This window comes from Pseudomonas sp. B21-032 (genome assembly GCF_024748965.1).
Taxonomy (GTDB): Bacteria; Pseudomonadota; Gammaproteobacteria; order Pseudomonadales; family Pseudomonadaceae; genus Aquipseudomonas.
In genome coordinates this window covers 2,619,658-2,643,515 of sequence record NZ_CP087180.1, presented here as the reverse complement: position 1 = coordinate 2,643,515, position 23,858 = coordinate 2,619,658, and the positions used below count along the sequence as shown (strand labels likewise).

The following is a 23,858-nucleotide window of genomic DNA, read 5'->3' as shown; positions in this document are numbered from 1 at the left end:
CCCAACGCCCACGAAGGCTGCGATGAAGGTTTGCCCAGCAAAAAACCACGAACAGCAACTCATCCTCGGCGTGCTGCACAGCACCCTGAAAATGCTCAGCCAGGTCGTCGGTAACCATACCGAGATTGTCCTGCACGACCTGCTCAACCCTGAGCGCTCGATCCTCGCCATCGCCAACGGCCATGTCACCGGGCGCCGGGTTGGTGATTCGCTGCTGGGCAGCCCGCGTCATGACCTGGGCTTTGCCGCGGTGCGCCGGGCCATGGACGATCGCAGCAGCTGCGAGCCGATCGTGGTCGACAACTACGCCACCCTCGCCCCTGACGGCCGTAACTTGCGCAGCGCTACCGTGGTCTATCGCGACAGCAGCGGGCTGCCGTTTGCCAGCCTGTGCGTGAATGCCGATCTGAGCGCCGTCGAAGCTGCGCACCAGTTGCTCGGCGGGCTGCTGGGCCTGGCCAGTGCGGCCGCGCCGGTGGCGGACGAGACCAGGGACCTGCAACAGCTGATGGCCGAGATCATTCACGACGCCTGCCCCGGCGGCGTGCTCGGCATGAAGACGGCGCAAAAGCGCGAAGCGGTGCGGCTGATGCAGGAACGCGGCCTGTTTCTGGTCAAGGGCGGCATCGAAAAGGCCGCGGCATCGCTCGGCGTGACCCGCTACACCATCTACAACTACCTGGAGCAGCTCCGGGCAACAGACAACGGACAGCAATGACCTATGCAAGTTGAAATATTCCAGGTAGACGCGTTCTCAGCCACGGCGTTTGGCGGCAATCCGGCAGCGGTGTGCCCGCTTGAAGCCTGGCTGGCAGACGCGACGCTGCAGCAGATTGCCGCCGAAAACAACCTCTCGGAAACCGCGTTCGTGGTCGCCAATGGCGAGCTGTTCGAGCTGCGCTGGTTTACCCCGACGGTAGAAGTCGACCTGTGCGGCCACGCCACCCTCGCGGCGGCCTGGGTGCTGTTCGAGCAATTGGGCGAACAACGCGACACCCTGCGCTTTGCCACCCGCAGCGGCGAGTTGCGCGTTCGGCGTGACGGCGCTCGCCTGGCCATGGACTTCCCGGCCCGCCAGCCACAGGCGCTGGCCGTGCCTGAGGGCTTGTTGCAGGCGTTGGGGCTTGAGCGGATCGAGGCGCTGTACCGCACCGATGACTACCTGGTGGTGGTCGACGACCCGGCGCTGGTCGCAGCGCTTGCCCCCGACTTCGCCGCCCTGGCCGCCTTTGACGTGCGCGGCATCGCCGTCACCGCCCCGGGCCGCGAGGTTGACTTCGTCTCGCGCTGGTTCGGCCCGCGGGTAGGCGTCAATGAAGACCCGGTCACCGGCTCTGCCCATACCTCGCTGGCGCCCTACTGGGCCGCGCGCCTGGGCAAGCACAGCCTCAGCGCCGAGCAAGGCGGCCTGCGCAAAGGCCAGTTGCATTGCCAAGTGCTCGACAACGGCCGGGTGATCATCAGCGGCCAGGCGGCGCTGTACCTGCGCGGCACGATTTTTATCTGAGCAGGCTCAAGCACTGCCCGCCCAGGCCACAGGCGATCACCACCAGCCAGGGCGGCAGCTTGAAGGCCATCAGTGCGACCAGCGCCAGCAACACCAGGACAACATCCAGCGGCTGGCCAATGGCGCTGGTCCACAGCGGCTGATACAACGCCGCCAGCAACAGCCCCACCACCGCCGCATTGACGCCCAGCATCGCCGCCTGCAGGCGCGGGTGGCGGCGCAGGCGTTCCCAGAACGGCAACGCCGCGAACACCAGCAAGAACGCCGGGGCGAAGATCGCCAGCAGGCACAGCACCGCCCCCAGCCAGCCGGACTGCGGCCCGTGCATCGAGGCGCCAAGAAAGGCGGCGAAGGTGAACAAGGGGCCGGGCACAGCCTGGGCAGCGCCGTAACCTGCCACAAACGTCTCGTTGCCGACCCAGCCGGTGGTCACCACTTCAGCCTGCAGCAGTGGCAGCATCACGTGTCCGCCACCGAACACCAGCGCGCCGGTGCGGTAGAAGGCATCGATCATGCTCAAGGTCGGATCGGGCCAGAGCCCGGCCAGCAGCGGCAAACCGAGCAACAGGGCGAAGAACAGCAGCCACCACCAGCCGCCAGCGCGCTGGCTGACACCGATCGGCAAAGGCTCGTGGACAACGCTGTCGCCCGGTTTCAGCAGCATCAACCCCGCGCCAGCCGCTGCAACCATCACCGCCACCTGCGCCCCGGCACCGGGCAGCAACAGCACCAGCCCGGCAGATGCCAGCATCAGCACAATCCGCGGCGCATCCGGGCACAGCGTGCGGGCCATGCCCCACACCGCCTGGGCGACAATCGCGACCGCCACCACCTTAAGGCCATGGAGGATGCCGGTCGGGACCGCCTCGGCATAACCGCCCAGCCCCAGGGCCAGCAGGGTCAGGGCCAGCGCCGAAGGCAGAGTGAATCCCAGCCAGGCCGCCAGCGCCCCGGCGTAACCTGCGCGCGACAGGCCCAGGGCGATGCCGACCTGGCTGCTGGCAGGGCCCGGCAGAAACTGGCAAAGCGTCACCAGGTCGGCATAGCTGCGCTCGCTCAGCCAGCACCGACGGCTGACGAACTCCTGGCGAAAAAAGCCAAGGTGGGCGACGGGGCCACCGAACGACGTCAGGCCCAGGCGCAGGAAGATCAGGAAAACCTGCCATGGCGTGTGATCGTTGGCGTGGGGCATACAACGCTCGTTCTACCGGACTGTGCCCATCTTGCCAGCGATGGGCTTTGTGTAGCCAGAAAATTACCAGCGCTGCGCGCTGGATCGCGGGGCAAGCCCGCTCCCACAGGTTCGGCGCTGCCTTCAGCATTGGATTGATGCCGGCTCAGAACGCCTTGCTGGCACTTACCACCACAGTCGCCGAGCACAGGTCGTCATAGCCATACCAATTGCTGCACTCGCTTTTGGACAGGTCGGTGTCGATGTAACTCAAGCCCCAGGTCACGCCGACAAACTCGCGACTGAGCTTTGCCTCCCACTCATAGTACGCATTGCGGTCATCGCCACTGGCCGACCAGAACGCCGGGTCCTTGACATCGTTGCGCCCTGCCCGCAGTTCCAGGCCGACCTCGGCCGGCAAGGCGAAGCTGTAGGCAACATAGCTGTACAGGGTGTCCTGGTCCTTGCCAAAGGCGTTGGGCGCATCGTTTGAGTAATAGGCGCCCAGCTTGAGCCCATAGAGGTCAAGGATGGCGTAGACCTCGCTCATGTTGAACTGGCCTTCCTTGGGGTAGCTGTACTTGAGGTAGCCAATATCCAGGCTGATGGCATCGCTGGCCTGCCAGTACCAGCCGGCGTAGTACTCGATTTCCTGGCGGGTCTTGTAGTCGAAGCCGTAATCCACCGTCGAAGTCCAGGCGCCCAGGTACAGGCCGCTGCTGTGCATCAGCGTGGCGCCGGCCTGCAGCGCCGGATCACCGAGGCTTTGCGAGATACCCCGGGAGCGGTAGTCGCTGGTCGCGGCCAGGCTCATGTCGAGGCTGAAGGAATCGTTGAGTGTCAATGCCTGGGCCGTCAGCGGCGCCAGGCAGGCGAAAGCAATGAGCAGGCGTGTGTTCATACCAGACCCTTGTTGTTATGCGTGTGCGGGTAACGGCGCTGTCAGGACTCGCTGGCGTACACCTGCTTGCCGGCGAAGTAGGTCTTGAGCACCCTGGTGTCGAACAGCTCCTGGGCGTTGACCTTGAACACATCACGATCGAGCACGATCAGGTCGGCCTGCTTGCCGGGCGCCAGCGAGCCGATCTGCCGTTCCAGGCGCAGGGCCTTGGCGGCGTTGAGGGTGTAGGCCTGGAACATGACCTGGCGGTCGACACGTTCCTTGGCATTGAGCACACCCAGCGGGCCCTTGCGGGTCATGGCCTGGGCAATGGCATTCCACGGGTTGGGGCTGGACACCGGCCAGTCGCTGGCGCCGGCGATCAGCGCACCGGCCTGTTGCAACGAGTGCGCCGGGTATTGATAGGCGTAGCCCTGGGCACTGACGTAGGGTTTGACCAGCTCGACGGTGTAGTTTTCAGCGGTCGCCCAGAGCATCTGCATGGAGGCGATCACCCCCAGTTGCTTGAAGCGCGCAAAGTCCTTGGGGTCGACCATCTGCAGATGGCTGATGCTGTGCGCCAGCGGCTTGCCTTGCAGCGTGCGTGCATAGGCCACGCCATTGAGCGATTCGCGCACCGCCCGGTCACCGACCGCATGCATGTGCACAATCCAGTCGCGCTGCTCGGCCGCGGCCACCAGCTCGCCGAAATGCTGCGGCTCGATCAACAACTGGCCGTTCTTGTGGCTGTTGCTGTACGGGATGATGACCGCCGCCGACTGCCCCGGATACTCGAGCACGCCATCGACAAACACCTTGATGCCCGGAAAGCTCAGGTTGGGCACCCCTTCGAACTGCTTCACGACCTGGGCCAGCACCTCAAGGTCGGCCGGCCGGCTCTTGGGGTTGGTGATCATCAGCGCCGCGACATGGGCATGGAGCTCACCGCGCTCGGCCAGCGCCCGATACAGCGGCAGCACGCCAACGGTTTGCGCCGTGGCCTTGAAATCGAACAGCGAATCGCCGCTGCCGGCATTGGCTGCGGCATCCATCCAGGCGGTGACGCCATACTGGTTGTTGACCCTGACCGCCTCGCGTGCGGCCTTGAGCATCACCTCCTGGCTGGCTGCGGGGATCTGGCTGCGGACCTGGTCCCAGCGCGCTTCGGCGAAGTAGCCGTTGGGGCTGAAGTCGGCCTCGTGGCCGACATAGCTGCGGTCTTGCTCGGACAGGCTTTTGACCCACGCCGCGTCGATCTGCATACGCTTGAGCATGGCCTGGTTGGCCCAGCCGGTATGGCCGTCGATGCCACTGAGCACCAGCGGCTGAGTGGCCCAGCGGCCCTGGTTGAACAACTGGCCAAGTTCGCGACTGTTGTCCCAGTAGGCCGAACTCGCCCCGGCGACACTGATCACATCGCCCGCCTTGCCACGGCCTTGTTCGACCTCGGCAAGGATCCACTGCTCAAGCGCGGGCAGCGGCTTGACCTCATCCTGCAGGTTGGCGCCGAGGCTGTCGTAGGCCGCCACCACCGGGTGGCTGTGGCTGTCGATCATGCCGGGCATCAGCACCTTGCCGGCCAGGTCGATGCGTTGCGTATGGGCGTCGGCCAGGGCCTGGATCTGCGCATCGCTACCCACTTGCAGGACCTTGCCATCCTTGACCGCGACCGCCTGCACCAGGCCCTGGCCGGGTTCGCCGGTGTAGACCTTGCCGTTGAACAGCACCAGGTCGGCGGCGGCCAGGGCAGGCAGCGAAGCACAGGCCAGGGCAGTGGCCAACAGCGTGGGGATCAATCGTTGCATTGCAGCGCTCTCTTGTTGTTATAGGGCTGGTGACACCCTATAGCGCGCAGCGCGGCAATGGACCTCTGCAAATGAGGAGGGTCAGGCGGTTTTTTCCGACACCGGCATCGACAGGCGCAACGCCGCGCCCAGCTCCACCTTGCTCTTGACCCCCAGTTGCACGTAGCAATTGCGCAGGTAGGTGCGCACCGTCGCCGGGCTCAAGGACAGCATCCGGGCGATTTCCTTGTAGGAATGCCCGGCGGCAAACAGCATCGCTGCGGTGCGCTCGCGGGGCGCCAGCAGCACCCCTGGCGCGGGTGCTTCCAGTGACACAATCACATGCTCGCCATTGGCGCTGAGGGTCAGGCTGCTGCGCCCAAGGCGCATCACGCACGGCGCCCTGGCCAGTTGCGCGCACACCTGGGGCGGCAGCAGCGAACCGCTCCAGCCCGGCAGCGCCTGCTCGATTGCCGCGCACACCCGCGCGCCCACATACAGCAAGCTGCCATCGAGACGGGCAATGGCGAAATCGGCAGCCGCGTTGCCGGTATCGAGACGGATCATGTCCTGCACCTGGAAGCGCCACAGTTGCAGCAGCTGCTCGCAGAAGGCGGCGAACAAGCCGTCTTCGCTTTCGCAAAAGGCAGCGTCGTGCTCGCCGCGGTACAGGCAAACGTAAAAGTTCAGGCCGCTTTGCGGCAGCTCGAAGGTAATGCACATCAGGTGATAGAGGTCGTAGCGGCGGGCGAAGACATTGACCGCCTCGTTGGGGTCGGTGAACTCGCTGTCGCGCACCACCTGCCCTGGCCGCGCCAGGGTGGTGTGGGCGAAACAGTCGATGCCGGCAACCTCGCTCCATTCGCGGGCAAAGGCCGGCGGCAGGTCGATGCGCCCGTGCATCCAGCTTTGCGGCGCAGCGGTTGCGCCAGCGCCAGACATCTCGCCCCACCAGGCCGAGGCAAACGGCACTATTGCGCGAAACGCCTGCAGGCCCTGGGCGATGAAGTGCGAGCCGCCACCCTCGCGGGCCAAGCTCGCCAGTTGCAGGACACAACGATTGAACGCCTTGAACTGGGTACTGCTGAGCATGGGCCAACCCTGTTTGCTGCCGAACGGTGGCGCCGACAGTGACACAGGGGTGCAAGAGCGTCCAGCCTGCGCCGCTAGGACTAAACGGTGGTCGGCAAAGCCGACTGCAGTTGCCGCTCCACCCACCACGACAGCGGCAGGGTCAGCAGCAGGATTGCCGCCAGGCTGATCACTGCCGTGGTGATGCCGACGCTATCGCCAACAGCGCCAAACACCACCGGTGCCAGGGCGCCGCCGCCGATGGTGCCGGTGTAGAACAGGGCAAAGGCCTGGTCGCGCCTGCCCGCCCCCGCCAGCTCCGGCACCACGCCGTAGAGCACCGACGAGGTGCCATTGAGCACCAGGCCCAACAGCGGCAACAGCACCAGCATCGGCGTCAGCGGCAGGTACAGCATCGACACGATCAGCAGCGCAGTGAGCGACTCGGTGCACCACACGGTTTTCATCATGCCGATACGTGCGCCCAGGTAGCCGCACAGCAGCTTGCCGAAGGCGCCGCCGACGAACAGCAGCATCAGCGCCAGGCCGATACCGGCGGAGCCTGCGCCCTTGGCTTGCAGCAGAAACGGCAGAAAGGTCAGAAAGCCCATGCGTACCGCACTGTCGAGGGTGCCGGTGAGCAGCAAGGCGGGCAGGCCGCTGGCGGAGTCGCTGCCACCAGCAGTCACTGCTTTGCGCACACTCGGCGCCGCCGACGGCTGCGGCGCAATCAGCCACCAGAGCAGCGCAGCGGCCGCAAGGCCAAGGATGCCCAGCACGGTGACGCTGGTTTGCCAGCTGGTCACCACCAGCAACAGGCCGACTCCGGCGGGCACCAGCATCTTGCCGATATCACCGGCAAAGTTGTAGTGCGCCAGCGCCTCCTTGACCTCGCCGCCGGCCTCATGGCTATCGCTGACCAACGACGATGCCAGCGGGTGCTGGGTACTGGCACCGAGGCCGCCCAGCAACAAGGCGAACAGCAGCATACCCAGGCCCCCGGCCTGGCCAGCCACCAGGTAGGCCAGCCCGGCCAGGGCGGTGCCGCCGACCAGCAGACGCTCACGGCCCCAGCGTTTTGCCGCGCGGCTGGCCAGCAATTGCAGGCCAGCCATCATCCCGGCGTAGGCGCCACGCAGCAGGCCGACCTGGGCGAAGCTCAGGGCAAACTGCGTCTGCCACAGCGGCAGCAAGACGTAGATGACATCGGTGAGGCCGTCGTGCACGGCGTGGGCCATGCTGGCGGCAATCAGTGAACGACGGCGGGTGTTCATGCATAAAGGCTCGGGCGGGAAGACCAGAGCCTTTATAGATCACGGTTTTTGCGTATGACCAATACCGTTTTCAGACCGATCGATACCGCTTCAGTACACCGCCCCCACCGGATAGACAAAGGCATTGACGTCATAGAACGGCGTACGTTGGTAGAACCAGTGCAAGCGTGCGCTGGGGCTGGCGGCGAAGGCCTTGTCACCCTTGAGCTTGCTGTCGAACTCGGCCTTGAGCTCGGGGCTTTCGGCGAGCATCTTGCGCGCCATCGGCTCCATCACGTATTCCTCAGGTTCTTCCGCCGCCACCAGGGTCGCATTGAAAAAGCCCCAGGCCCAGAACGAGTCGGGGCTTTCGGGGTACAGCAGGTTGACCGCCAGCACGCCCAGCGGCTGGTCGGTATCGATCACCACCGAGCCGGCCGGGAAGGTCTGCAAGCGCTCCAGCGGCTTGGCCACGCCACTGACCAGCAAGCGCCCTTCGTAGCCTGGGATCTGGTTGACCTGGGTGCGATCGGGCTCGAAGCCCCCCGCCACTTTTACCTGGTCCATGCGATACAGGGTGACGGCAATCGGCGTCGGCTTGTCGAGGGTGGTCATGTGGATGCCATGGGCCTTGAGCCGGGCAATCACTTCGCGCCACTGGCCCGGCACCACATACTGTTTAGGCCGTTTGACCACCAGGTCGGGCTCGGTGTTGCCCGTCACCGGCACGCTGAGTTTTTTCGGCGTGTTGCTCCAGACGAGGGTCCTGGCACCGGTGATCGGCGACTGCTCATAGCGGTAGTCACCGACAGTAAAGGCGGTGCTCTGGGCCTTGCCCGGTTTCCAGGTGAGGGTCACCTGCTCCTGGGCTTCGAGGCGTTCGCGGTCCTGGCGGATGGCTTCGCCAAGCGACGTGGCCTGATCGCCAATCACCTGGAACATACTCTTGAGCATCACGTAGTTGCCCAGCACCTGGGTTTGATACGGGTGCAAGGCGTGCTGCTCGATGAGGATCGACGGCACGTTGCGGATGTCGCCGTACTGGTTGGAAAAGCGCGCGTAGTCGGTGCGGTACGGGTAGTAACCCTGGGTCGGGTCCTGGTTGCTGTTGAGGCTGATGCATTCATGCACCACATGGCCGTCGGCCTCCAGCGCCTGGTACACCGGCGCGCGCATGACCTTGTCGATCCAGGCGCTGCTGGCCGGCGACCAGCCGTTGCCGTTGTGGCAATAGGAGCTGTCGTAGGGGTACATGGCGCCGTCGGTGGAATGGGTGTCGGCAAAAAAGCTCAGCTGGTAGGTGTTGAACACCCAGGCGACGTTGCGGATCTCGGCGCTGTCGAGCTTGGTGAAATCGCGGTTGAGGTTGTAGTTCAGGCCGTTGACCCGCCAGCCGGTTTCATCCGGGCCGTTCTGGTTGATGCGCCCGTAGGCGCTGCGGCGCAGGTCGCCGTCGACATTGACGGTAGGGATGAAAAGGATGTTGACCTTCTCCAGTAACGCAGCCAGCGGTTTATCGCCAGTGGTCATGTCGCGCAGGAGCATGAACATCGCGTCCTTGCCATTGGCTTCGCCGGGGTGAATCTGGGCTTCGACGAAAATCGTCGGCTTGCCCGACTCGTTGAGCCCGGCCGGCGACTTGTCGACCTCAAGGGAAGCGATGGCCATCAGCATCGGGTGGCCTTCGGCGCTTTTCTCCGGCAGGTCGTTGAGCACGATGCTGCCCCCGGAGGCGGCGGCCAGGCGGGTCATGTAGGCGCGGGTTTCGTCGTAGTTGCTGGTCTGGCGAAATTCGCTCGCCTCGGCCTGGGTGATCAGCGGGTTGTCCGGCCTGGCCAGGTAACGGGTGCTGGCCAGGGTCTGGGCGAACATCGGTGGCAGGATGCGCTGCTTGGCAGCCGGGGAATACAGGCTATCGTCGATATACGACGGCGCGCTGGGCAACGCCGCCGGGGCTTGCACGGCAGCGCCCAACAACAGCGCGACAACGAGGGGCTGCAAAAGCGGGTGTTTCATGATCGATCCCTGTCATGAGAGGCAGGTGCCCACCTTAAACCACAATGTGTAAGCAGACGAGAGCCAGGCCGGGTCACAGATACGGCTGTTCTTCCCCCGGGCTGCGCTGGAAATGGCGCTTGTACTCGCGGCTGAACTGCGAGGTGCTCTGGTAGCCCACCCGGTGCGCCGCCTGGGCCACGCCCATGCCCTCACCGATCAGCATCTGCTGGGCCTTGAGCAAGCGCAGGCGCTTGAGGTACTGCATCGGCGACAGCAAGGTGCTGCGCTTGAAGTGCTCGTGAAAGGTCGAGGCGCTCATGTTCGCGCACGCCGCCAGCGCTTCGACGCTCAGCGGTTCGGCATAGTGCTCGCGCAAGTAGCTGAGCGCCGCCGCGATGCGGGCAAAGTGGCCCTGCTGCTCGACCAGTGCCCGCAACACCCCGGCCTGCGGCCCGCGCAAGGCCACATACAGCACCTCCCGCACCCGCGCCTGGCCCATTACCTGGCAGTCCAGCGGGTCGAGCAGGCAGCGCAGCAAACGCTCGACGCTGTCGCGCATGGCCTCATCCAGCGCCGCCGAGGTCATCGACTCCGGGGTTTGCGCCGTGATCGCCCGGTCTGGTGCCAGGCCCATGCTCTGCACCAGCTCCCCGAGCACGCCGCGGTCGATGGCCACCGACACCCCCAGCAGCGGCTCCTGCTCGGTGGCAAAGGTCTCACACATGAACGGCACCGACAGCGCCTGCACCAGGTAATGCCCGGCGCCGTATTCCAGGGTACGCGGCCCAAGGCGCGCCAGCTTGCTGCCCTGGGCGAGGATCATCAGGCTCGGTTCGTAAATCTGCGGGCTGCTGGCCACGTAGTGACTGGCCGACAGCACCTGCACCTGGGCAAGTGGCGTGTCGACAAAACCCGGGCGCAGCGCCAGGGAGCGGATCAGGGTACAGAGGGTGGCGTTGGCATCGGAGTGGCGAGTGAGCTGCATGAAAAACCGCACGGAGGATTGGACACTGACATCATCGCAGCTTCGCGGCCAGGCGCCAGCACCCGGCGACCAAGTACGGAGTTTTAGGCATGACTGGCGGAGGAATGGCGATAGGCGAGCCGACGCTGGATGCGCAGAATGCGCAGCCTTCACCGATCACCGTTTATTGAGGCCCTATGTACACAGCCATCGGTTACGCCGCCCAGTCCGCCACCACGCCCCTGGCGCCCATGACCTTCCAGCGCCGCAGCCCGCGCGCCGACGATGTGGCGATCGAGATCCTCTACTGTGGCGTGTGCCACTCCGACATCCACCAGGCCCGCAACGAGTGGGGCATCGCCGTGTATCCGCTGATGCCCGGCCACGAGATCGTCGGCAAGGTCACCGCCGTCGGCGCCAAGGTCAGCCGCTATCAGGTCGGTGACCTGGTGGGCGTGGGCTGCATGGTCGACTCCTGCCGCCACTGCGAAGCCTGCCAGGCGGACCTGGAGCAATACTGCCTGCAAGGCCCGACCATGACCTACGCCACCCCCGACCGGGTCGACGGCAGCAACACCATGGGCGGTTACTCCAGCAGCATCGTGGTCAGCGAGCACTTTGTCGTGCGCATTCCACAAGGCCTGGACTTGCCCAGCGCGGCGCCGATCCTCTGCGCCGGCATCACCACCTACTCACCGCTCAAGCATTACGGGGTCAAGCCCGGTGACCGCGTGGGCATTCTCGGCATGGGCGGCCTGGGCCATATGGGCATCAAGTTCGCCAAGGCCATGGGCGCCGAAGTCACCCTCTTCACCCGCTCGCCGGCCAAGGCCGAAGAAGCCCGGCGCCAGGGGGCTGACCACGTGATCGTGTCCACCGATGAGGCGCAGATGCGCGCCGCGGCCGAGCGTTTCGATTTTCTTCTCGACACCATTCCGGTCCAGCACGACCTCAACCCCTACCTGCAGACCTTGAAGTTCGACGGCGTACACATTCTCGTCGGCCTGATCGAGCCGGTCGACCCGGCGCTGCACGCCGCCAACCTGGTAATGAAGCGCCGGGTACTGGCCGGCTCGCTGATCGGCGGCATCGCCGAAACCCAGGAAGTGCTGGAGTTCTGCGCCGAGCACGGCATCAGCTGCGACATCGAGATGCTCGATATCGGTAACATCAACGAAGCCTTCAGCCGCATGATCGCCGGCGATGTGAAGTACCGCTTCGTCATCGACATGGCCACGCTCAAGGCCTGAGTCTGTCAGGCAAACACCTGGCTGTACTCGTGGGCGCGGTGCAGGGAAATGCCCTTGGCCTGCTCCACCGCCAATGGGTGGCTGCTGGCGGCCAGGGTCACGCTGGGGCGCGAGGTCGGGCCGCTCAACTGCAACCGGCCTTCAAGCCCCAGGGTTTCTGCCAGGGTCGGAATACTGTTGGCCAGGCGCACGGCAAAAGGCGGCTCGGCGGCCTGGTGCTCATCGCGCCAGAGCTCACAGACGCGCTCGAAATCCGCCGGCTGCAGTTCGACCCAGATACCGATGCAGTAACTATCGTTGATTTGCGCCACGGCCAGCGGCAACAGTGCCCGCAAAAAAAACCGCTCGCCGGCGATCACGCACCAGTCGTTGCTTTCCCTGACCTTGCTCTGGCGTTCCTCGGCGGCTAGCGCGAACAGCGCATCCGGGCGCCGAAACGCAAGTTCCCCCAGTTCATCGCCGTGGTCGTTACCGCACTGACTGCACATCATCAAAGCTGCCTCCTGCACCGGATTGATTGGTTAAGGGGCGCGACTCTAGCAGGCTCGCCGGGCAAAGTTGAGCTGCGGCTGATTGCCCCACCGGGTCTGGCAGCCGTTGTACTGGTCTAGGGTTAAGGGTTCAGCCGTTGCACCCCATCTGAGCAGGACGTTCAGGTGCTGACTCAAAGGAGCCCCTCATGGACGAGATCCCCCTGCTGCGCAAATGCCTCGGCTTGCTCTATAGCCTGGTCTGTTACCTGTTTTCCATGCTGGTGCTGGCGTACTTCGTGGGCTTTATTGGCCCCCCGGAAGTTCCCAAGGACATCAACTCCGGCCCGCCGACCGCCTGGTACTTCGCGGTGCCGATCAATGTGCTGCTGATCAGCCTGTTCGCCCTGCAGCACAGCGGCATGGCGCGCAAGGGCTTCAAGCAGTTCTGGCTGCAATGGGTACCGGCGCCGGTCGAGCGGGCCACCTATGTGCTGTTCAGCAGCCTGGCGCTGAGCCTGCTGTTCCTGCTCTGGCAACCGATTCCCCTGACCCTGTGGGATGTCCAGGCGCAACCGGCCCGCGGGCTGATCGAAGCGCTCTACTGGCTGGGCCTGATCATCCTGGTGCTGGCCACCTTCCTGCTCAGCCACTTCGAACTGTTCGGCCTCAATCAGGCGTTCGACGCCTTTCGCCCACACCCCGGCAAAGCCAGCGCCTTCAAGACCCCCTGGCTGTACCAGCTGGTGCGCCACCCGTTGTACCTGGGCTTTGTCATGAGCTTCTGGGCGACGCCGCACATGACGGTTGGCCACTTGCTGTTTGCCGGGGTGAGTACCTTGTACATCCTGATGGGCACGCTGCTGGAGGAGAAGGACCTGGTGCAGTTGTTTGGCGAGCAGTACCGGCAGTATCAGCGCAAGGTCGGGATGTTGTTGCCTTTTGTGGGGCGCAGATAGATTGATCGCGGGGCAAGTCGGGTCGCCGCACCGCCGCTCCCACAGGATTGCGCGGCCCCGCGATGCTTTTGGCTACACCGACACTTTCAACATCCCCCGCTCGACAATGAAATCAATCACCCGCTGCAACCCCTGCCCGGTCTTGAGGTTGGTGAAGGCCCAGGGTCGTTCCGGACGCATGCGCCAGGTGTCCTTTTCCATCACCTCCAGCGAAGCGCCGACATAAGGCGCCAGGTCGATCTTGTTGATCACCAGGAAATCCGACTTGGTGATCCCCGGCCCGCCCTTGCGCGGGATCTTCTCGCCTTCGGCGACGTCGATCACGTACACGGTGAGGTCGGCCAGTTCCGGGCTGAAGGTGGCGCTGAGGTTGTCGCCGCCGCTCTCGACGAAGATCACTTCGAGGTTGCCGAATTTGCGCGCCAGCTCTTCCACCGCCGCCAGGTTCATCGAGGCATCTTCGCGGATCGCGGTGTGCGGGCAGCCGCCGGTTTCCACTCCGACGATGCGCTCGGGGGCCAGGGCGCCGGCCTCGGTGAGGATGCGCTGGTCTTCCTTGGTGTAGATGTCGTTGGTCACCACGGCGATTTCATAGTGGTCGCGCATGGCCTTGCACAGCGCTTCAAGCAGCGCGGTCTTGCCGGAGCCGACCGGGCCGCCGACACCAACGCGCAGGGGTTGCTGATAACTTTGCATGGGGCTTTCCTCAGGAGCGGAACAATCGGGTGTATTGGGTTTCGTGGCGCGCCGAGGCAATCGCCAGCAACGGCAGGCCGCCGCCAAGCTGGTCATCGTCAAGGGCCAGAGCAGTTACCAGCACAGCGGGCAAGGTTTCGCTCAGGTCACGCAACAGGGTCTGCGCTGCTTGCTGGCCGAACGGCACCAGCTTGACCCCGGCCATCACCGCGCCTTCGAGCCAGGCATAGCCGTGCGCGAGGGCCAGGTCAGCCAAGGGGATATCCCAGTGCACGCCCAGCCAGGCCATGCCGCCGAGTTGGCTGAGCTCAAGCGAACTGCGCCATTGGGGTGCCTGGCCCAGTTGCCAGCCGTCGAGCAAGCGGGTCAGGGCCATGCCGCGCTGGCGTTCTTCCAGGCGCAGTTCGGCGGTTTCGCGGTTGGCCAGCAAAAACCGGCTCCAGCGCGCGAAGGCTTCGGCGTCATCCGCCAGGCAAGCCTGGTACAAGCGCGCCAGCAGCGGCCAGTCGAGGTGGCACAGGGTGTCCTCGATCTGCTGGCGTTGCCAGGCGCGAAAGCCTTCGGCGCCCTGCACCCAGCCGGCCTCCACCGCCCACTCCAGGCCTTGCGAGTAGGTAAAGCCGCCTACCGGCAGGCTCGGGCTTGCCAGCTGCAACAGGCGCAGCAGCTTCAGGTTGCTGCTCATCAGCCGGCCAGCACCAGCGCGGCACCGGCCAGCAGGCCGCCGCCGAAGGCTTTCTGCAGGCCGGTGTGCCGACGCAGCAGGCAACCCCCGGCAAAGCCTGCCAGCAACAGCAGGCCACTGACCGTGACGAAGCCTGCGCTGAACACCCAGAACGCACCCGGGCTGGCTTCAACGCCGTGGGCCCAGCCGTGGAACAGGGCAAACAGCGGCATGGCCAGGGCCAGCAGCACCTGGCGGCTGGGCAGCAGCAGCGCGGCAGCGGCCACCAGCAGCGAGCCGATGATCATCTGCTCCATGCCGATCACACCGCCGAACACATGGCCCATCAGCGCCCCGCCGAACATCGCCCCGAGGGTCAGCAACGGCAGCGCCAGGGTACGCCCGGTCAGCGCCGCGAGCACCCCGGTGCCAAGCAGCATGAGCAAGTGATCGAGGCCGGTCAGCGGGTGCAGCAAACCATCCTGCAGCGGATTGGCATCATGGCCGGGGTGGGCAAAGGCCGGAAGCGCAACCAGCAGCAACGCGAGGGTGACGAGTTTTTTCATGGGACAATCTCCTTATCGACAATCAGTGGTGAGCGACGCGAACGAACAGGTGGTCACTGTGGGCATGGCTGTGCGGGGCACTCTGGTAGGCCCCGGCTTCAGGCTCGAACGGTGCTTGCTCGACCGTTACGTCAAGGCCCAGGCCACGGACCATTTCATCCAGCACATGGTCGTGCTGATAGCGCAGCAGGCCGGCCTCGATCTGCAGCGGCACATGGCGGTTGCCCAGGTGATAGGCGGCGCGGGTCAGCAACAGTGGATCGGCGCAGCGCACGCTGGACACCTGCTCGGCCGCCGCCAGCACGCGAATCACCTCGCCGCCCTGCGCTTGGCCAAGCAGCTCGCCACCGCGCAGCAACTGCCCGCGTTCGAGCATCAGGCCGGCCTCGCGGCCATCGTCGAGGGTGACGCGCACGCGGCTCTTGATCCGCGTATCGACAGTGAGGGTGACGGTACCGCTTACCGTGGCGGCGTCGCTCAGGCGACGGGTCAACAGGATCATCTTCGCTCCTTAAAACAGAAAATAGCGCTGGGCCATCGGCAACACCGTAGCCGGTTCGCACACCAGCAGTTCACCGTCGGCGCGCACCTCGTAGGTTTGCGAGTCGACCTCGATCATCGGCAACAGGCCGTTATGGACCATGTCGCCCTTGCGCACTGTGCGACAGCACCGGGCCTCGCCGATCAGGCTGTGCAGCCCCAGTTGCCGGTGCACGCCACGCGCAATCGCCGCCTGCGACAGGAAGGTCATGCGCGTGGCGTGGCGCGCGGCACCGAGGGCGCCGAACATCGGCCGGTAGTGCACCGGTTGCGGGGTCGGGATCGAGCCGTTGATATCGCCCATCGGCGCCATGGCGATCATCCCGCCCTTGATCACCAGCGCAGGCTTGACGCCGAAGAACGCCGGCGCCCAGAGCACCAGGTCGGCGAGTTTGCCGGCCTCCACCGAGCCCACTTCGTGGGCGATGCCATGGGTCAGCGCCGGGTTGATGGTGTACTTGGCGATGTAGCGCTTGACCCGGAAGTTGTCGCTGCGCGCGGTATCCGGCGCCAAGGGGCCACGGCGTAGTTTCATCTGGTGCGCCACCTGCCAGGTGCGCAGCACCACTTCGCCGACCCGGCCCATGGCCTGGGAGTCGGACGAAGTCATCGAGAACGCGCCCAGGTCATGGAGGATGTCTTCGGCGGCAATCGTCTCGCGGCGGATACGCGACTCGGCAAACGCCACGTCCTCGGCAATGCTCGGGTCCAGGTGATGGCAGACCATGAGCATGTCCAGGTGCTCGTCGACAGTGTTATGGGTGTAGGGCAAGGTCGGGTTGGTCGAGGACGGCAGCACATTGGCAAAGGCCGCCGCGCGGATGATGTCCGGCGCATGGCCACCGCCGGCGCCTTCGGTGTGGAAGGTATGGATGGTGCGATCGCCAATCGCCGCCAGAGTGTCCTCGATACAGCCCGACTCGTTGAGGGTGTCGGTATGGATCGCCACCTGCACGTCGTGCTCTTCAGCCACGCCCAGGCAGCAGTCGATGGCTGCCGGGGTCGAACCCCAGTCTTCGTGCAGCTTGAGGCCCACGGCGCCGGCTTCGATCTGCTCGCGCAAGGCTTCGGGCCGCGAGGCGTTGCCTTTGCCCAGCAGGCCGATATTGATCGGCAACTGGTCGGCGGCCTGGAGCATGCGCGCCAGGTACCAGGGCCCGGAGGTGCAGGTGGTGGCATTGGTGCCGGTGGCCGGCCCGGTGCCGCCGCCAATGAAGGTGGTAATGCCCGAGGTCAGCGCCTCTTCGACCTGCTGCGGGCAGATGAAGTGGATGTGCGAGTCGATGCCGCCAGCGGTGACGATTTTGCCTTCAGCGGCGATCACTTCGGTACCCGGCCCGACTGGCAAGGTCACTCCCGGTTGCACATCGGGGTTGCCAGCCTTGCCGACACCGACGATGCGCCCGTCCTTGATGCCGATGTCGGCCTTGACGATGCCCCAGTGGTCGATGATCAGCGCGTTGGTCAGCACCAGGTCCAGCGCCTGCGCGGCAAGCATCTGGCCCTGGCCCATGCCGTCGCGGATGACCTTGCCGCCGCCGAACTTGACCTCCTCGCCATAGATCGTGAAGTCCTTCTCGACCTCGACCCACAGCTCGGTGTCGGCCAGGCGTACGCGATCGCCCACCGTCGGGCCGAACATGTCGGCATAGGCCCTGCGCGATATGCGGCTCATGCCTGATTCTCCAGCTTGCCCATGACCTTGCCCTGAAAGCCGTAGACCTCGCGCTTGCCGCGGTACGGCACCAGCGGGACGGTCCGCGCCTGGCCCGGTTCGAAACGCACGGCGGTGCCAGCGGCGATGTCCAGGCGGTAACCGCGGGTCGGCTCGCGCTCGAACACCAGGGCGTTGTTGACCTCAAAAAAGTGATAGTGCGAGCCGACCTGCACCGGCCGGTCGCCGTGGTTGGCGACGGTGACGCTGATTGCCTCAAGGCCGGCATTGAGTTCGATGTCGCCGTCGGCAACCTGTATTTCTCCGGGAATCATCCTGCGCTCCTAGACGATCGGGTCATGGACGGTGACCAGTTTGGTGCCGTCGGGAAAGGTCGCTTCCACCTGCACATCGGCGATCATCTCGCTGACCCCGGCCATCACCTGGTCACGGCGCAGCACCTCGCGGCCGAGGTTCATCAGCTCGGCAACGGTGCGCCCGTCGCGGGCGCCTTCCATCACCGTGGCGCTGATCAAGGCCACCGCCTCCGGGTAGTTGAGTTGCAGGCCACGGGCCAGGCGCCGTTCGGCCAGCAGTGCGGCGGTGAACAGCAGCAGTTTGTCTTTCTCTCGCGGGGTCAGCTCCATGGCGTTCTCTCAGGTGGCCCAGATCCGCGGCGGGCATGGCGCCAGGCCGACCACGACGGGTCGCAAGGCGTGCCAGAGCCGCTGCAGGATAAGTTGCAGGCGTTGGTTGTCGTGATCGAGCAGGCGTACCACCAGCAACGGGCCAAGCAGGGTCGCGCCGGCCGGGGCGCCCAGGTCTTCGAGCAAGGCGCGGCTCTGTTCAAGCAGTTCGCTGCTGGCCGGGTAGGCGCAAAAGGTTGCTTGCAGCGGCAAGCCGGCGACTTTGTCGAGCTGCCCGCCGTCGATGCGCAGGCGCTCGTGCAGGCCCGGGTCGTCGGCCAGCTCGATGTGCAGGCGACTGTCGACGGCGCCGTGACTGAAGGTCTCGGCCATCACCGGGCGGCCCAGGCACAGGGTTTCCCAGGCCAGCAGGCGCGCGCCGGGCGCCAGGGTAAAGCGGTTTTCCAGACGCACGCGGGCGCCGGCAAAACAGATGTTGCCCTGGGGCAGCCATTCGAGCGTGCTGTTTTCGGCCAGGTAAAAATGCTGCTGGAGGATCGAGGTCGGGCCGCCGCTGCGGTAGAACTTGGTCGCCCCGGGCATGGTCAGCAGCGCATGGCTGCCGGGCTCCAGGTGCACATCGAGCAGCAGTTTGTCGCCGCCGACCACGCCACCCGGTGGGTGCAGCACGTAGACGTGGCACGGTGCGCCTTCGGGATAAAACGGCCGCTGCACCAAAAGAGGACCGAAATGGCGCCGCGCACCAATACAGGTCCTGGTCTCGCCCCGAACGAAACGCAGCCGCAGCTCGGCGCGCCAGCCGGCATCTACGGTGTCCAGGTCGGGGGTTGCGGGGAGCGACATGCCTCAGGTTCCAGTAAACGCTGCCCCAACTCGGCGACAGACGCATTTGCAAGAAACAACCTACGCGCTCAAGCGAATCCAGCGACTTGCAGGTTTGACCAATCGATCAGTAATCGATAGCTGAGGCAAAGCACATAGCGGGCCAAGATGGCGCGCTGGAGGGGTTTGTTTAAACAGCCGGCATGCACCGGTTTAGCGCTGTGTGCTTGCCGCGTGTTTAAACCCGGGCATCAGACCATGCCTACAACGGTGTGGTGCGATAGGGTGAAAACCCATGCCTGAGGTGCAGGAATGATCTGCAATCAACCCGATTGCTGCGCCATGACCCGATCAATACCCTCGACCACACTCACACTGTGCTCGAGGAGCCCGCCCCATGGTCATGCAAATCCGCCTTACGCAAACCGGCGCCCCCGCCGTCCTGCAGCTCGTACAAAGCACCGCGCAAGCCCCCGGCCCCGGCGAGGTCTGGCTTGAACAGGCGGCGATCGGCGTCAACCCGCTGGACCTCAGCCAGCGCAAGGGCGATGTGCCCATCGCCCTGCCCTGCGGGCTGGGCCTTGAGGGCGCCGGAACGGTAGCGGCAATCGGCGCCGGCGTCAGCGGCTTGGCTGTCGGCGAGCGCGTCGGCTACGCCACCGGCCCCTTGGGCGCCTATGCCAGCGCCCGGCTGTACCCCGCCGAGCGGCTGGTGAAACTGCCCGATGATCTTGGCCTGGAACAGGCCGCCGCCGTGCTGTTCAAGGGCATCACCGCCCATTACCTGCTGCACAGCACGTACCCGGTCGGGCCCGGCACGCGGCTGATGATCTACGGCGCCGCCGGGGCCCTGGGGCAATTGCTGGTGCCCTGGGCCAAGCACCTGGGCGCATTTGTGATTGGCGTGGTCTCCAAGCCGGAAAGTGTCGCCCGCGCCCGTGCCGCCGGCTGTGATCAGGTGCTGGTGTTCGACGCCGCGACCCTCGCTGCGCAGGTGCTGGATATCACTCAAGGGCGCAAACTCGACGTGGTCTACGACCCGATTGGCCGGCTGTCGTTCGAGGCCTCACTGGACAGCCTGCGCCCGCGCGGCTTGCTGGTGTCCTGCGGCATGGCCTCGGGAGCGCCGCCAGCCATCGAGCTGAGCACCCTCAATGCCAAGGGCTCGTTGTTCATCACCCGGCCGTCGCTGGCGGCGCACACGGCAAGCGCTGGCGAGTACCAGCAGCGCGCCGGGGAGGTGCTGGCAGCGCTGGCGGCAGGTATCATTCGCGCGCAGATCTGGCAGCGTTATGCCCTGGCCGACGCCGCACTGGCCCATGACGACCTGCAACAAGGACGCTCACAGGGCGCAATCATCCTCACGCCCTGACCTACCGAGGTAACCGCGATGGACCCGTTCGACAGTCGCCAGGCCGATGAGCTTGCCACCCTCCTGGCGCTGTTCGAGCACGGCTCGTTTGCCGCTGCCGGGCGCACGCTGCAGCGCCACCCGTCGGTGCTGTCCAAGCGCCTGGGGGCCCTGGAACAGCGCTTAGGCATTCGCCTGGTCGAGCGCACCACCCGCCAGTTGCGCTTCACCGACGAAGGCGCACGCCTGGTCGAGCGCCTGCGCCAGGCCGCCAGCCTGATCAGCGAGGCCGAGCGCGAAGCCGCCGAAGGTGCGACCCAGGTGCGCGGGCGCCTGCGCATCGCCCTGCCCTCGTCCATGGGTCGGCTGTGGCTGAGCCCGATGCTTGCCGAGTTTGCCCTGGCGTTTCCCCAGGTGCAGCTTGAGACCGAACACGCCGAACGTTTTGTCGATATCGTCGCCGAAGGCTTCGATGCGGCGATCCGCATTGGCGAGCTGGCCGACAGCCGCCTGGTGGCGCGCAAGCTCTGTGAGCACCGGCGTATCCTCTGCGCAGCGCCAGCCTACCTGCAACAGCACGGCCAGCCGCAAACCCCGGCCGACCTCGCCGGGCATAACTGCCTGGGTTTTACCGGCCTGCGTTCGTACCCGGAGTGGCGCCTGGCCGGTCTGGGCCAGCAACACACGGTTAAAGTGCGCGGCTCGCTGGTCAGCAACGACAACGAAGCGCTGCTGACCGCCGCCCGGGCCGGGGTTGGCATCCTTGCCGGCGGCGACTGGCTGATGCAGCACGACCTCGACAGCGGCCGCCTGCTGCGGGTGCTGCCCGACTGGCAGCTGGATGCCGACGCCGGCATTTACCTGGTGCGCCCCGGCGCCCGCTACAACAGCGCCGCGACCCTCGCCTTCAAGCAGTGGATCGAGGCGCGCTTTGCCCACGGCGCGCCCTGGCGCAGCCGCTAGACCGCCGCCAGGCGTGGCGTATGGGCCAGCAGGCTCTGGGTGTAGCGGTCTACCGGCCTGTCCAGCACCTGATCCACCGGGCCCTGCTCAACGATGCGCCCCTGCTGGATCACCACCACCCGATCGGCTATCGCCCGCACCACCCCCAGGTCGTGGGTGACGAACAACAGGGTCATGCCTTCGCCTTGCAGTTGCTTGAGCAACGCCAGGATCGCCGCCTGCACCGAAACGTCCAGCGCCGAGGTCACTTCATCGCAGATCAGCACGCTGGGTTCGCACACTAGCGCGCGGGCAATCGCCACCCGCTGGCGCTCGCCACCGGAGAGGTGATGGGGGTACTTGTCAGCCACCGAGGCGGGTAAGGCCACCCGCTGCAGCGCCGCCTCGATACGCGCCCGGCAGGCCTGGCCCTTGAGTTTGAAGAAGTGCTCCAGCGGCGCCTGCAGGCACTGGGCCACGGTCTGCCGGGGGTTCAGGGCGCGGTACGGGTTCTGAAAAACATACTGGATGCGATGTCGGCTGGCGCTGGGCCGCTGCCGGGCCAGCAGGCTCAACGGCTGGCCGTCGAAACGCAGCTCACCGCTGGCGTTGTCGCCCAGGCCTGCCAGGGTGCGGGCCAGGCTGGTCTTGCCCGAGCCGGACTCGCCGACCACCGCCAGGCATTCGCCTGCCTGCACGTCGAGGGCCAGGTCGAACAGCACCTGGCGGTCGTAGCTGAGGTTCAGATTGCTGATCGCCAGCAGCGGCGCCTGATCGGCGCGAATCGCCCGAACCTGCAGCGCCGCGATCGGTGCTGGTGCCTCAAGCTGCGGATGCAGGCAAGCGACCTGTTGCTGCGCCTCGAGGGTTTGCAAGCCCGGCTCGGCCTGTTCACAGGCAGCCGTTCGCCGTGGGCAGCGCGGCGCAAACGCGCAGCCATGGGCACGCTGGCCCGGCGCCGGGGCATGGCCGGGAATTGCTTGCAGCGGGTGCTGGCGGGCAACGTCTGGAATCGCCGCCAGCAAGCCCAGGGTGTAAGGGTGGCTGGGGCGGGCGAACAGCCGTTCGCGGCTGGCGACTTCGACGATGCGCCCGGCGTACATGACCATCACCCGGTCGACCAGGTCCTTGATCACCGCCAGGTCGTGGGACACGTACACCGCCGCCACACCCTGCTCCTTGCACAGCCGGCGCAGGGTTTGCAGGATGTGCGCCTGGGTGCTGACGTCCAGCGCCGTGGTCGGCTCGTCGAGGACGATCAGCCGTGGACGCAACACGAAGGCCAGGGCGAGCATCACCCGCTGTTGCTGGCCGCCAGACAACTGATGAGGGAAGCGCCGCAGGAACTCGGCGTCGCCCGGCAGGCCGACGTCTATCAGGGTCTGCTGCAGGCGCTGTTGCTGCGCCGGCTTTGCCAGCTGCGGTTCATGGGCGTGCAGGGTTTCCAGCAACAAGCGGCCGATGCGCAGCGCCGGGTTGAGCGCTTGCGCCGGGTCCTGGGCGACGTAGCCGATCAGCCCGCCACGGGCCTGGCGCAGGGCTTCGCCGCGCAGCTCAAGGAGGCTGACGTCGGCGACCGCGATCTGCCCGGTGGCAATCCGTGCACCGCGCCGGGCGTGGGCCAGCAAGGCGGTGGCCAGGGTGGTCTTGCCCGAGCCGGACTCACCGACCAGGCCGAGGATTTCACCGGGGGCCAGGCTGAAGGTGATGTGGTCGATGATATCGGCATCGGGGGTGAGTTCTACCCTCAGGTTTTGTACCCGCAGGGCCGGCTTTTCGCGGGTCAAGCCCGCTCGTGCCACTGTGGGAGCGGGCTTGACCCGCGATGGCGCATAGGAATTCATCGGCGCTCTCCCGCGCTGTGCCGGGCAATGCCTTCGGCGAAGATGTTGGTGCCGTAGGCGAACACCCCAATCAGCAGCGCCGGGGCCAATACCGCCCAGGGCTGAACCAGCAGGCCAGCCTGGTTTTCATTGATCATCAGGCCCCAGTCGGCAGCCGGTGGCGCCACGCCGTACCCCAGGTAGCTGAGGCCCGAGAGCATGCCGATGCCCCAGGTGAGCATATTGCCAAAGTGCACCAGCAACGGTGTGAGCACGTTGGGCAGGATCTCGCGCACAAGGATGCGCGTGCGCGAAAAGCCCATCATCTGCGCCGCCTCGACGAACTCCTGGCTGGCCACCGCTACCGCGCTACCCCGGGCCAGTCGGATCACCCCGGGGGTGAAGGCAATGGCCACGGTAAGCACGATCAGCCACGGCGCGCGGCCGAGCATCGAGACGATCAACAGCACCAGGATCAGGTCGGGGAACGCCAGCCAGACATCCGCAAGCCAGGTGATCGCCTGGTCCAGGCGCTGGCGCGACAGACCGGCCAGCAGACCCAGTACGGTGCCGACGACCAAAGCAATCGCCGCTGCCGCCAGCGACATCCACAAAATCGACAGGCCGCCATTGAGCAACCGCGACAGCACGTCATGGCCAAGAAAATCATGGCCCAGCGGCGCATCCGTTGCCGGCGTGCCGTACACCCCGCCGACCATGTCGGTGGGCGCATGGGGCGCCAGCCACGGCCCGAACAGCGCCAGGAGGACAATGGCCAGGGTCACCAGGGCGCCGCGGCGAATCTGCGGCTCACGCCACCAGCGTGAATTGAACATGGGCGATTCC

At 65.8% G+C, this 23,858-nt stretch carries 24 protein-coding genes; 6 read left to right on the top strand and 18 right to left on the bottom strand.

Annotated features, from left to right (window positions below):
- The first annotated feature begins 22 nt into the window (after positions 1–22).
- Both LOY54_RS12150 and LOY54_RS12145 read left to right on the top strand, forming a co-directional pair.
- On the top strand, positions 23–718 hold the full coding sequence (locus LOY54_RS12150; RefSeq protein WP_258610518.1) for a transcriptional regulator: 696 nt from the start codon (positions 23–25) through the stop codon (positions 716–718).
- A 3-nt stretch (positions 719–721) separates the two neighbouring features.
- Entirely contained in the window at positions 722–1,507 is a 786-nt protein-coding gene (locus LOY54_RS12145) for a PhzF family phenazine biosynthesis protein (RefSeq protein WP_093383466.1), read from the top strand.
- Here the strand turns inward: LOY54_RS12145 and chrA are convergent.
- The 7 genes from chrA to LOY54_RS12110 all read right to left on the bottom strand — a co-directional run bounded on the left by chrA (position 1,500) and on the right by LOY54_RS12110 (position 10,649).
- Positions 1,500–2,699: a chromate efflux transporter gene (chrA, locus tag LOY54_RS12140; protein ID WP_258610517.1), complete on the bottom strand. Its 1,200-nt coding sequence runs from the start codon at positions 2,697–2,699 to the stop codon at positions 1,500–1,502. The two genes, LOY54_RS12145 and chrA, sit on opposite strands and share 8 nt — an antisense overlap.
- 145 nt (positions 2,700–2,844) lie before the next feature.
- Positions 2,845–3,579, bottom strand: a complete 735-nt coding sequence (locus LOY54_RS12135) for a TorF family putative porin (protein WP_258610516.1) — start codon at positions 3,577–3,579, stop codon at positions 2,845–2,847.
- A 41-nt stretch (positions 3,580–3,620) separates the two neighbouring features.
- Positions 3,621–5,363: an amidohydrolase gene (locus LOY54_RS12130; RefSeq protein ID WP_258610515.1), complete on the bottom strand. Its 1,743-nt coding sequence runs from the start codon at positions 5,361–5,363 to the stop codon at positions 3,621–3,623.
- An 81-nt stretch (positions 5,364–5,444) separates the two neighbouring features.
- On the bottom strand, positions 5,445–6,434 hold the full coding sequence (locus tag LOY54_RS12125; RefSeq protein ID WP_258610514.1) for a LuxR C-terminal-related transcriptional regulator: 990 nt from the start codon (positions 6,432–6,434) through the stop codon (positions 5,445–5,447).
- An 80-nt stretch (positions 6,435–6,514) separates the two neighbouring features.
- The gene (locus tag LOY54_RS12120) at positions 6,515–7,687 is read right to left on the bottom strand and encodes an MFS transporter (RefSeq protein ID WP_258610513.1); all 1,173 of its coding nucleotides are present in this window, start codon (positions 7,685–7,687) and stop codon (positions 6,515–6,517) included.
- Between the two features lie 90 nt (positions 7,688–7,777).
- Positions 7,778–9,682 carry a M14 family metallopeptidase gene (locus LOY54_RS12115; protein WP_045198655.1) on the bottom strand — a complete coding sequence of 635 codons (1,905 nt, stop codon included), beginning with the start codon at positions 9,680–9,682 and terminating at the stop codon, positions 7,778–7,780.
- A gap of 73 nt (positions 9,683–9,755) precedes the next feature.
- The gene (locus LOY54_RS12110; RefSeq protein ID WP_045198654.1) at positions 9,756–10,649 is read right to left on the bottom strand and encodes an AraC family transcriptional regulator; all 894 of its coding nucleotides are present in this window, start codon (positions 10,647–10,649) and stop codon (positions 9,756–9,758) included.
- A 176-nt stretch (positions 10,650–10,825) separates the two neighbouring features.
- On the opposite strand from LOY54_RS12110, the gene LOY54_RS12105 reads away from it, so the two are divergent.
- On the top strand, positions 10,826–11,878 hold the full coding sequence (locus LOY54_RS12105) for an NAD(P)-dependent alcohol dehydrogenase (RefSeq protein ID WP_045198652.1): 1,053 nt from the start codon (positions 10,826–10,828) through the stop codon (positions 11,876–11,878).
- A 5-nt stretch (positions 11,879–11,883) separates the two neighbouring features.
- On the opposite strand, the gene LOY54_RS12100 is transcribed toward LOY54_RS12105, so the two are convergent.
- On the bottom strand, positions 11,884–12,369 hold the full coding sequence (locus LOY54_RS12100) for a DUF2199 domain-containing protein (protein ID WP_093383494.1): 486 nt from the start codon (positions 12,367–12,369) through the stop codon (positions 11,884–11,886).
- A 188-nt stretch (positions 12,370–12,557) separates the two neighbouring features.
- Between LOY54_RS12100 and mddA the strand changes: the two genes are divergently transcribed.
- Positions 12,558–13,307, top strand: a complete 750-nt coding sequence (gene mddA, locus LOY54_RS12095) for a methanethiol S-methyltransferase (RefSeq protein WP_258610512.1) — start codon at positions 12,558–12,560, stop codon at positions 13,305–13,307.
- A 72-nt stretch (positions 13,308–13,379) separates the two neighbouring features.
- On the opposite strand, the gene ureG is transcribed toward mddA, so the two are convergent.
- Genes ureG through LOY54_RS12055 form a run of 8 tightly spaced genes read right to left on the bottom strand, consistent with a single transcriptional unit; the run spans position 13,380 to position 18,917 of the window.
- Entirely contained in the window at positions 13,380–14,003 is a 624-nt protein-coding gene (gene ureG / locus LOY54_RS12090; RefSeq protein WP_045198646.1) for an urease accessory protein UreG, read from the bottom strand.
- A gap of 10 nt (positions 14,004–14,013) precedes the next feature.
- Positions 14,014–14,688, bottom strand: a complete 675-nt coding sequence (locus LOY54_RS12085; protein ID WP_213601485.1) for an urease accessory protein UreF — start codon at positions 14,686–14,688, stop codon at positions 14,014–14,016.
- Positions 14,688–15,233, bottom strand: coding sequence for a HupE/UreJ family protein (locus LOY54_RS12080; protein ID WP_045198641.1), 546 nt, complete (start codon positions 15,231–15,233; stop codon positions 14,688–14,690). Before LOY54_RS12080 ends, LOY54_RS12085 begins: the two co-directional genes overlap by 1 nt.
- Positions 15,234–15,255: 22 nt before the next feature.
- Positions 15,256–15,735: an urease accessory protein UreE gene (gene ureE / locus LOY54_RS12075; protein ID WP_195883876.1), complete on the bottom strand. Its 480-nt coding sequence runs from the start codon at positions 15,733–15,735 to the stop codon at positions 15,256–15,258.
- Between the two features lie 9 nt (positions 15,736–15,744).
- Positions 15,745–17,448, bottom strand: coding sequence for an urease subunit alpha (gene ureC / locus LOY54_RS12070; protein ID WP_258610511.1), 1,704 nt, complete (start codon positions 17,446–17,448; stop codon positions 15,745–15,747).
- Complete coding sequence (locus LOY54_RS12065; protein ID WP_258610510.1) at positions 17,445–17,762, bottom strand: urease subunit beta; 318 nt, start codon at positions 17,760–17,762, stop codon at positions 17,445–17,447. The genes ureC and LOY54_RS12065 overlap by 4 nt, the downstream gene beginning before the upstream one ends.
- 9 nt (positions 17,763–17,771) lie before the next feature.
- A complete protein-coding gene (locus tag LOY54_RS12060) occupies positions 17,772–18,074 on the bottom strand; it encodes an urease subunit gamma (protein ID WP_093383521.1) in 303 nt (100 codons plus the stop codon).
- Positions 18,075–18,083: 9 nt separating this feature from the next.
- Positions 18,084–18,917, bottom strand: coding sequence for an urease accessory protein UreD (locus tag LOY54_RS12055; protein WP_258610509.1), 834 nt, complete (start codon positions 18,915–18,917; stop codon positions 18,084–18,086).
- A gap of 376 nt (positions 18,918–19,293) precedes the next feature.
- On the opposite strand from LOY54_RS12055, the gene LOY54_RS12050 reads away from it, so the two are divergent.
- Positions 19,294–20,268 carry a quinone oxidoreductase gene (locus LOY54_RS12050; protein WP_258610508.1) on the top strand — a complete coding sequence of 325 codons (975 nt, stop codon included), beginning with the start codon at positions 19,294–19,296 and terminating at the stop codon, positions 20,266–20,268.
- Positions 20,269–20,286: 18 nt separating this feature from the next.
- Positions 20,287–21,210, top strand: a complete 924-nt coding sequence (locus LOY54_RS12045) for a LysR family transcriptional regulator (RefSeq protein ID WP_258610507.1) — start codon at positions 20,287–20,289, stop codon at positions 21,208–21,210.
- On the opposite strand, the gene LOY54_RS12040 is transcribed toward LOY54_RS12045, so the two are convergent.
- Together LOY54_RS12040 and LOY54_RS12035 are read right to left on the bottom strand one after the other, a co-directional pair.
- Complete coding sequence (locus LOY54_RS12040; RefSeq protein ID WP_258610506.1) at positions 21,207–23,033, bottom strand: ABC transporter ATP-binding protein; 1,827 nt, start codon at positions 23,031–23,033, stop codon at positions 21,207–21,209. The two genes, LOY54_RS12045 and LOY54_RS12040, sit on opposite strands and share 4 nt — an antisense overlap.
- Positions 23,030–23,848 carry an ABC transporter permease gene (locus LOY54_RS12035; protein WP_093383553.1) on the bottom strand — a complete coding sequence of 273 codons (819 nt, stop codon included), beginning with the start codon at positions 23,846–23,848 and terminating at the stop codon, positions 23,030–23,032. Before LOY54_RS12035 ends, LOY54_RS12040 begins: the two co-directional genes overlap by 4 nt.
- Positions 23,849–23,858: the final 10 nt, after the last annotated feature.

Bases quoted from the DNA above. Each gene is read 5' to 3' on its own strand.
- LOY54_RS12150 (WP_258610518.1), top strand. From the start codon at position 23: ATGAAGGTTTGCCCAGCAAAAAACCACGAACAGCAACTCATCCTCGGC.
- LOY54_RS12115 (WP_045198655.1), bottom strand. From the start codon at position 9,682: ATGAAACACCCGCTTTTGCAGCCCCTCGTTGTCGCGCTGTTGTTGGGC.
- LOY54_RS12050 (WP_258610508.1), top strand. From the start codon at position 19,294: ATGGTCATGCAAATCCGCCTTACGCAAACCGGCGCCCCCGCCGTCCTG.
- mddA (WP_258610512.1), top strand. From the start codon at position 12,558: ATGGACGAGATCCCCCTGCTGCGCAAATGCCTCGGCTTGCTCTATAGC.
- LOY54_RS12110 (WP_045198654.1), bottom strand. From the start codon at position 10,649: ATGCAGCTCACTCGCCACTCCGATGCCAACGCCACCCTCTGTACCCTG.
- LOY54_RS12035 (WP_093383553.1), bottom strand. From the start codon at position 23,848: ATGTTCAATTCACGCTGGTGGCGTGAGCCGCAGATTCGCCGCGGCGCC.
- LOY54_RS12100 (WP_093383494.1), bottom strand. From the start codon at position 12,369: ATGATGTGCAGTCAGTGCGGTAACGACCACGGCGATGAACTGGGGGAA.
- ureG (WP_045198646.1), bottom strand. From the start codon at position 14,003: ATGCAAAGTTATCAGCAACCCCTGCGCGTTGGTGTCGGCGGCCCGGTC.
- LOY54_RS12130 (WP_258610515.1), bottom strand. From the start codon at position 5,363: ATGCAACGATTGATCCCCACGCTGTTGGCCACTGCCCTGGCCTGTGCT.
- LOY54_RS12085 (WP_213601485.1), bottom strand. From the start codon at position 14,688: ATGAGCAGCAACCTGAAGCTGCTGCGCCTGTTGCAGCTGGCAAGCCCG.
- LOY54_RS12120 (WP_258610513.1), bottom strand. From the start codon at position 7,687: ATGAACACCCGCCGTCGTTCACTGATTGCCGCCAGCATGGCCCACGCC.
- LOY54_RS12045 (WP_258610507.1), top strand. From the start codon at position 20,287: ATGGACCCGTTCGACAGTCGCCAGGCCGATGAGCTTGCCACCCTCCTG.
- ureE (WP_195883876.1), bottom strand. From the start codon at position 15,735: ATGATCCTGTTGACCCGTCGCCTGAGCGACGCCGCCACGGTAAGCGGT.
- LOY54_RS12145 (WP_093383466.1), top strand. From the start codon at position 722: ATGCAAGTTGAAATATTCCAGGTAGACGCGTTCTCAGCCACGGCGTTT.
- LOY54_RS12055 (WP_258610509.1), bottom strand. From the start codon at position 18,917: ATGTCGCTCCCCGCAACCCCCGACCTGGACACCGTAGATGCCGGCTGG.
- chrA (WP_258610517.1), bottom strand. From the start codon at position 2,699: ATGCCCCACGCCAACGATCACACGCCATGGCAGGTTTTCCTGATCTTC.
- LOY54_RS12065 (WP_258610510.1), bottom strand. From the start codon at position 17,762: ATGATTCCCGGAGAAATACAGGTTGCCGACGGCGACATCGAACTCAAT.
- ureC (WP_258610511.1), bottom strand. From the start codon at position 17,448: ATGAGCCGCATATCGCGCAGGGCCTATGCCGACATGTTCGGCCCGACG.
- LOY54_RS12080 (WP_045198641.1), bottom strand. From the start codon at position 15,233: ATGAAAAAACTCGTCACCCTCGCGTTGCTGCTGGTTGCGCTTCCGGCC.
- LOY54_RS12125 (WP_258610514.1), bottom strand. From the start codon at position 6,434: ATGCTCAGCAGTACCCAGTTCAAGGCGTTCAATCGTTGTGTCCTGCAA.
- LOY54_RS12135 (WP_258610516.1), bottom strand. From the start codon at position 3,579: ATGAACACACGCCTGCTCATTGCTTTCGCCTGCCTGGCGCCGCTGACG.
- LOY54_RS12040 (WP_258610506.1), bottom strand. From the start codon at position 23,033: ATGAATTCCTATGCGCCATCGCGGGTCAAGCCCGCTCCCACAGTGGCA.
- LOY54_RS12060 (WP_093383521.1), bottom strand. From the start codon at position 18,074: ATGGAGCTGACCCCGCGAGAGAAAGACAAACTGCTGCTGTTCACCGCC.
- LOY54_RS12105 (WP_045198652.1), top strand. From the start codon at position 10,826: ATGTACACAGCCATCGGTTACGCCGCCCAGTCCGCCACCACGCCCCTG.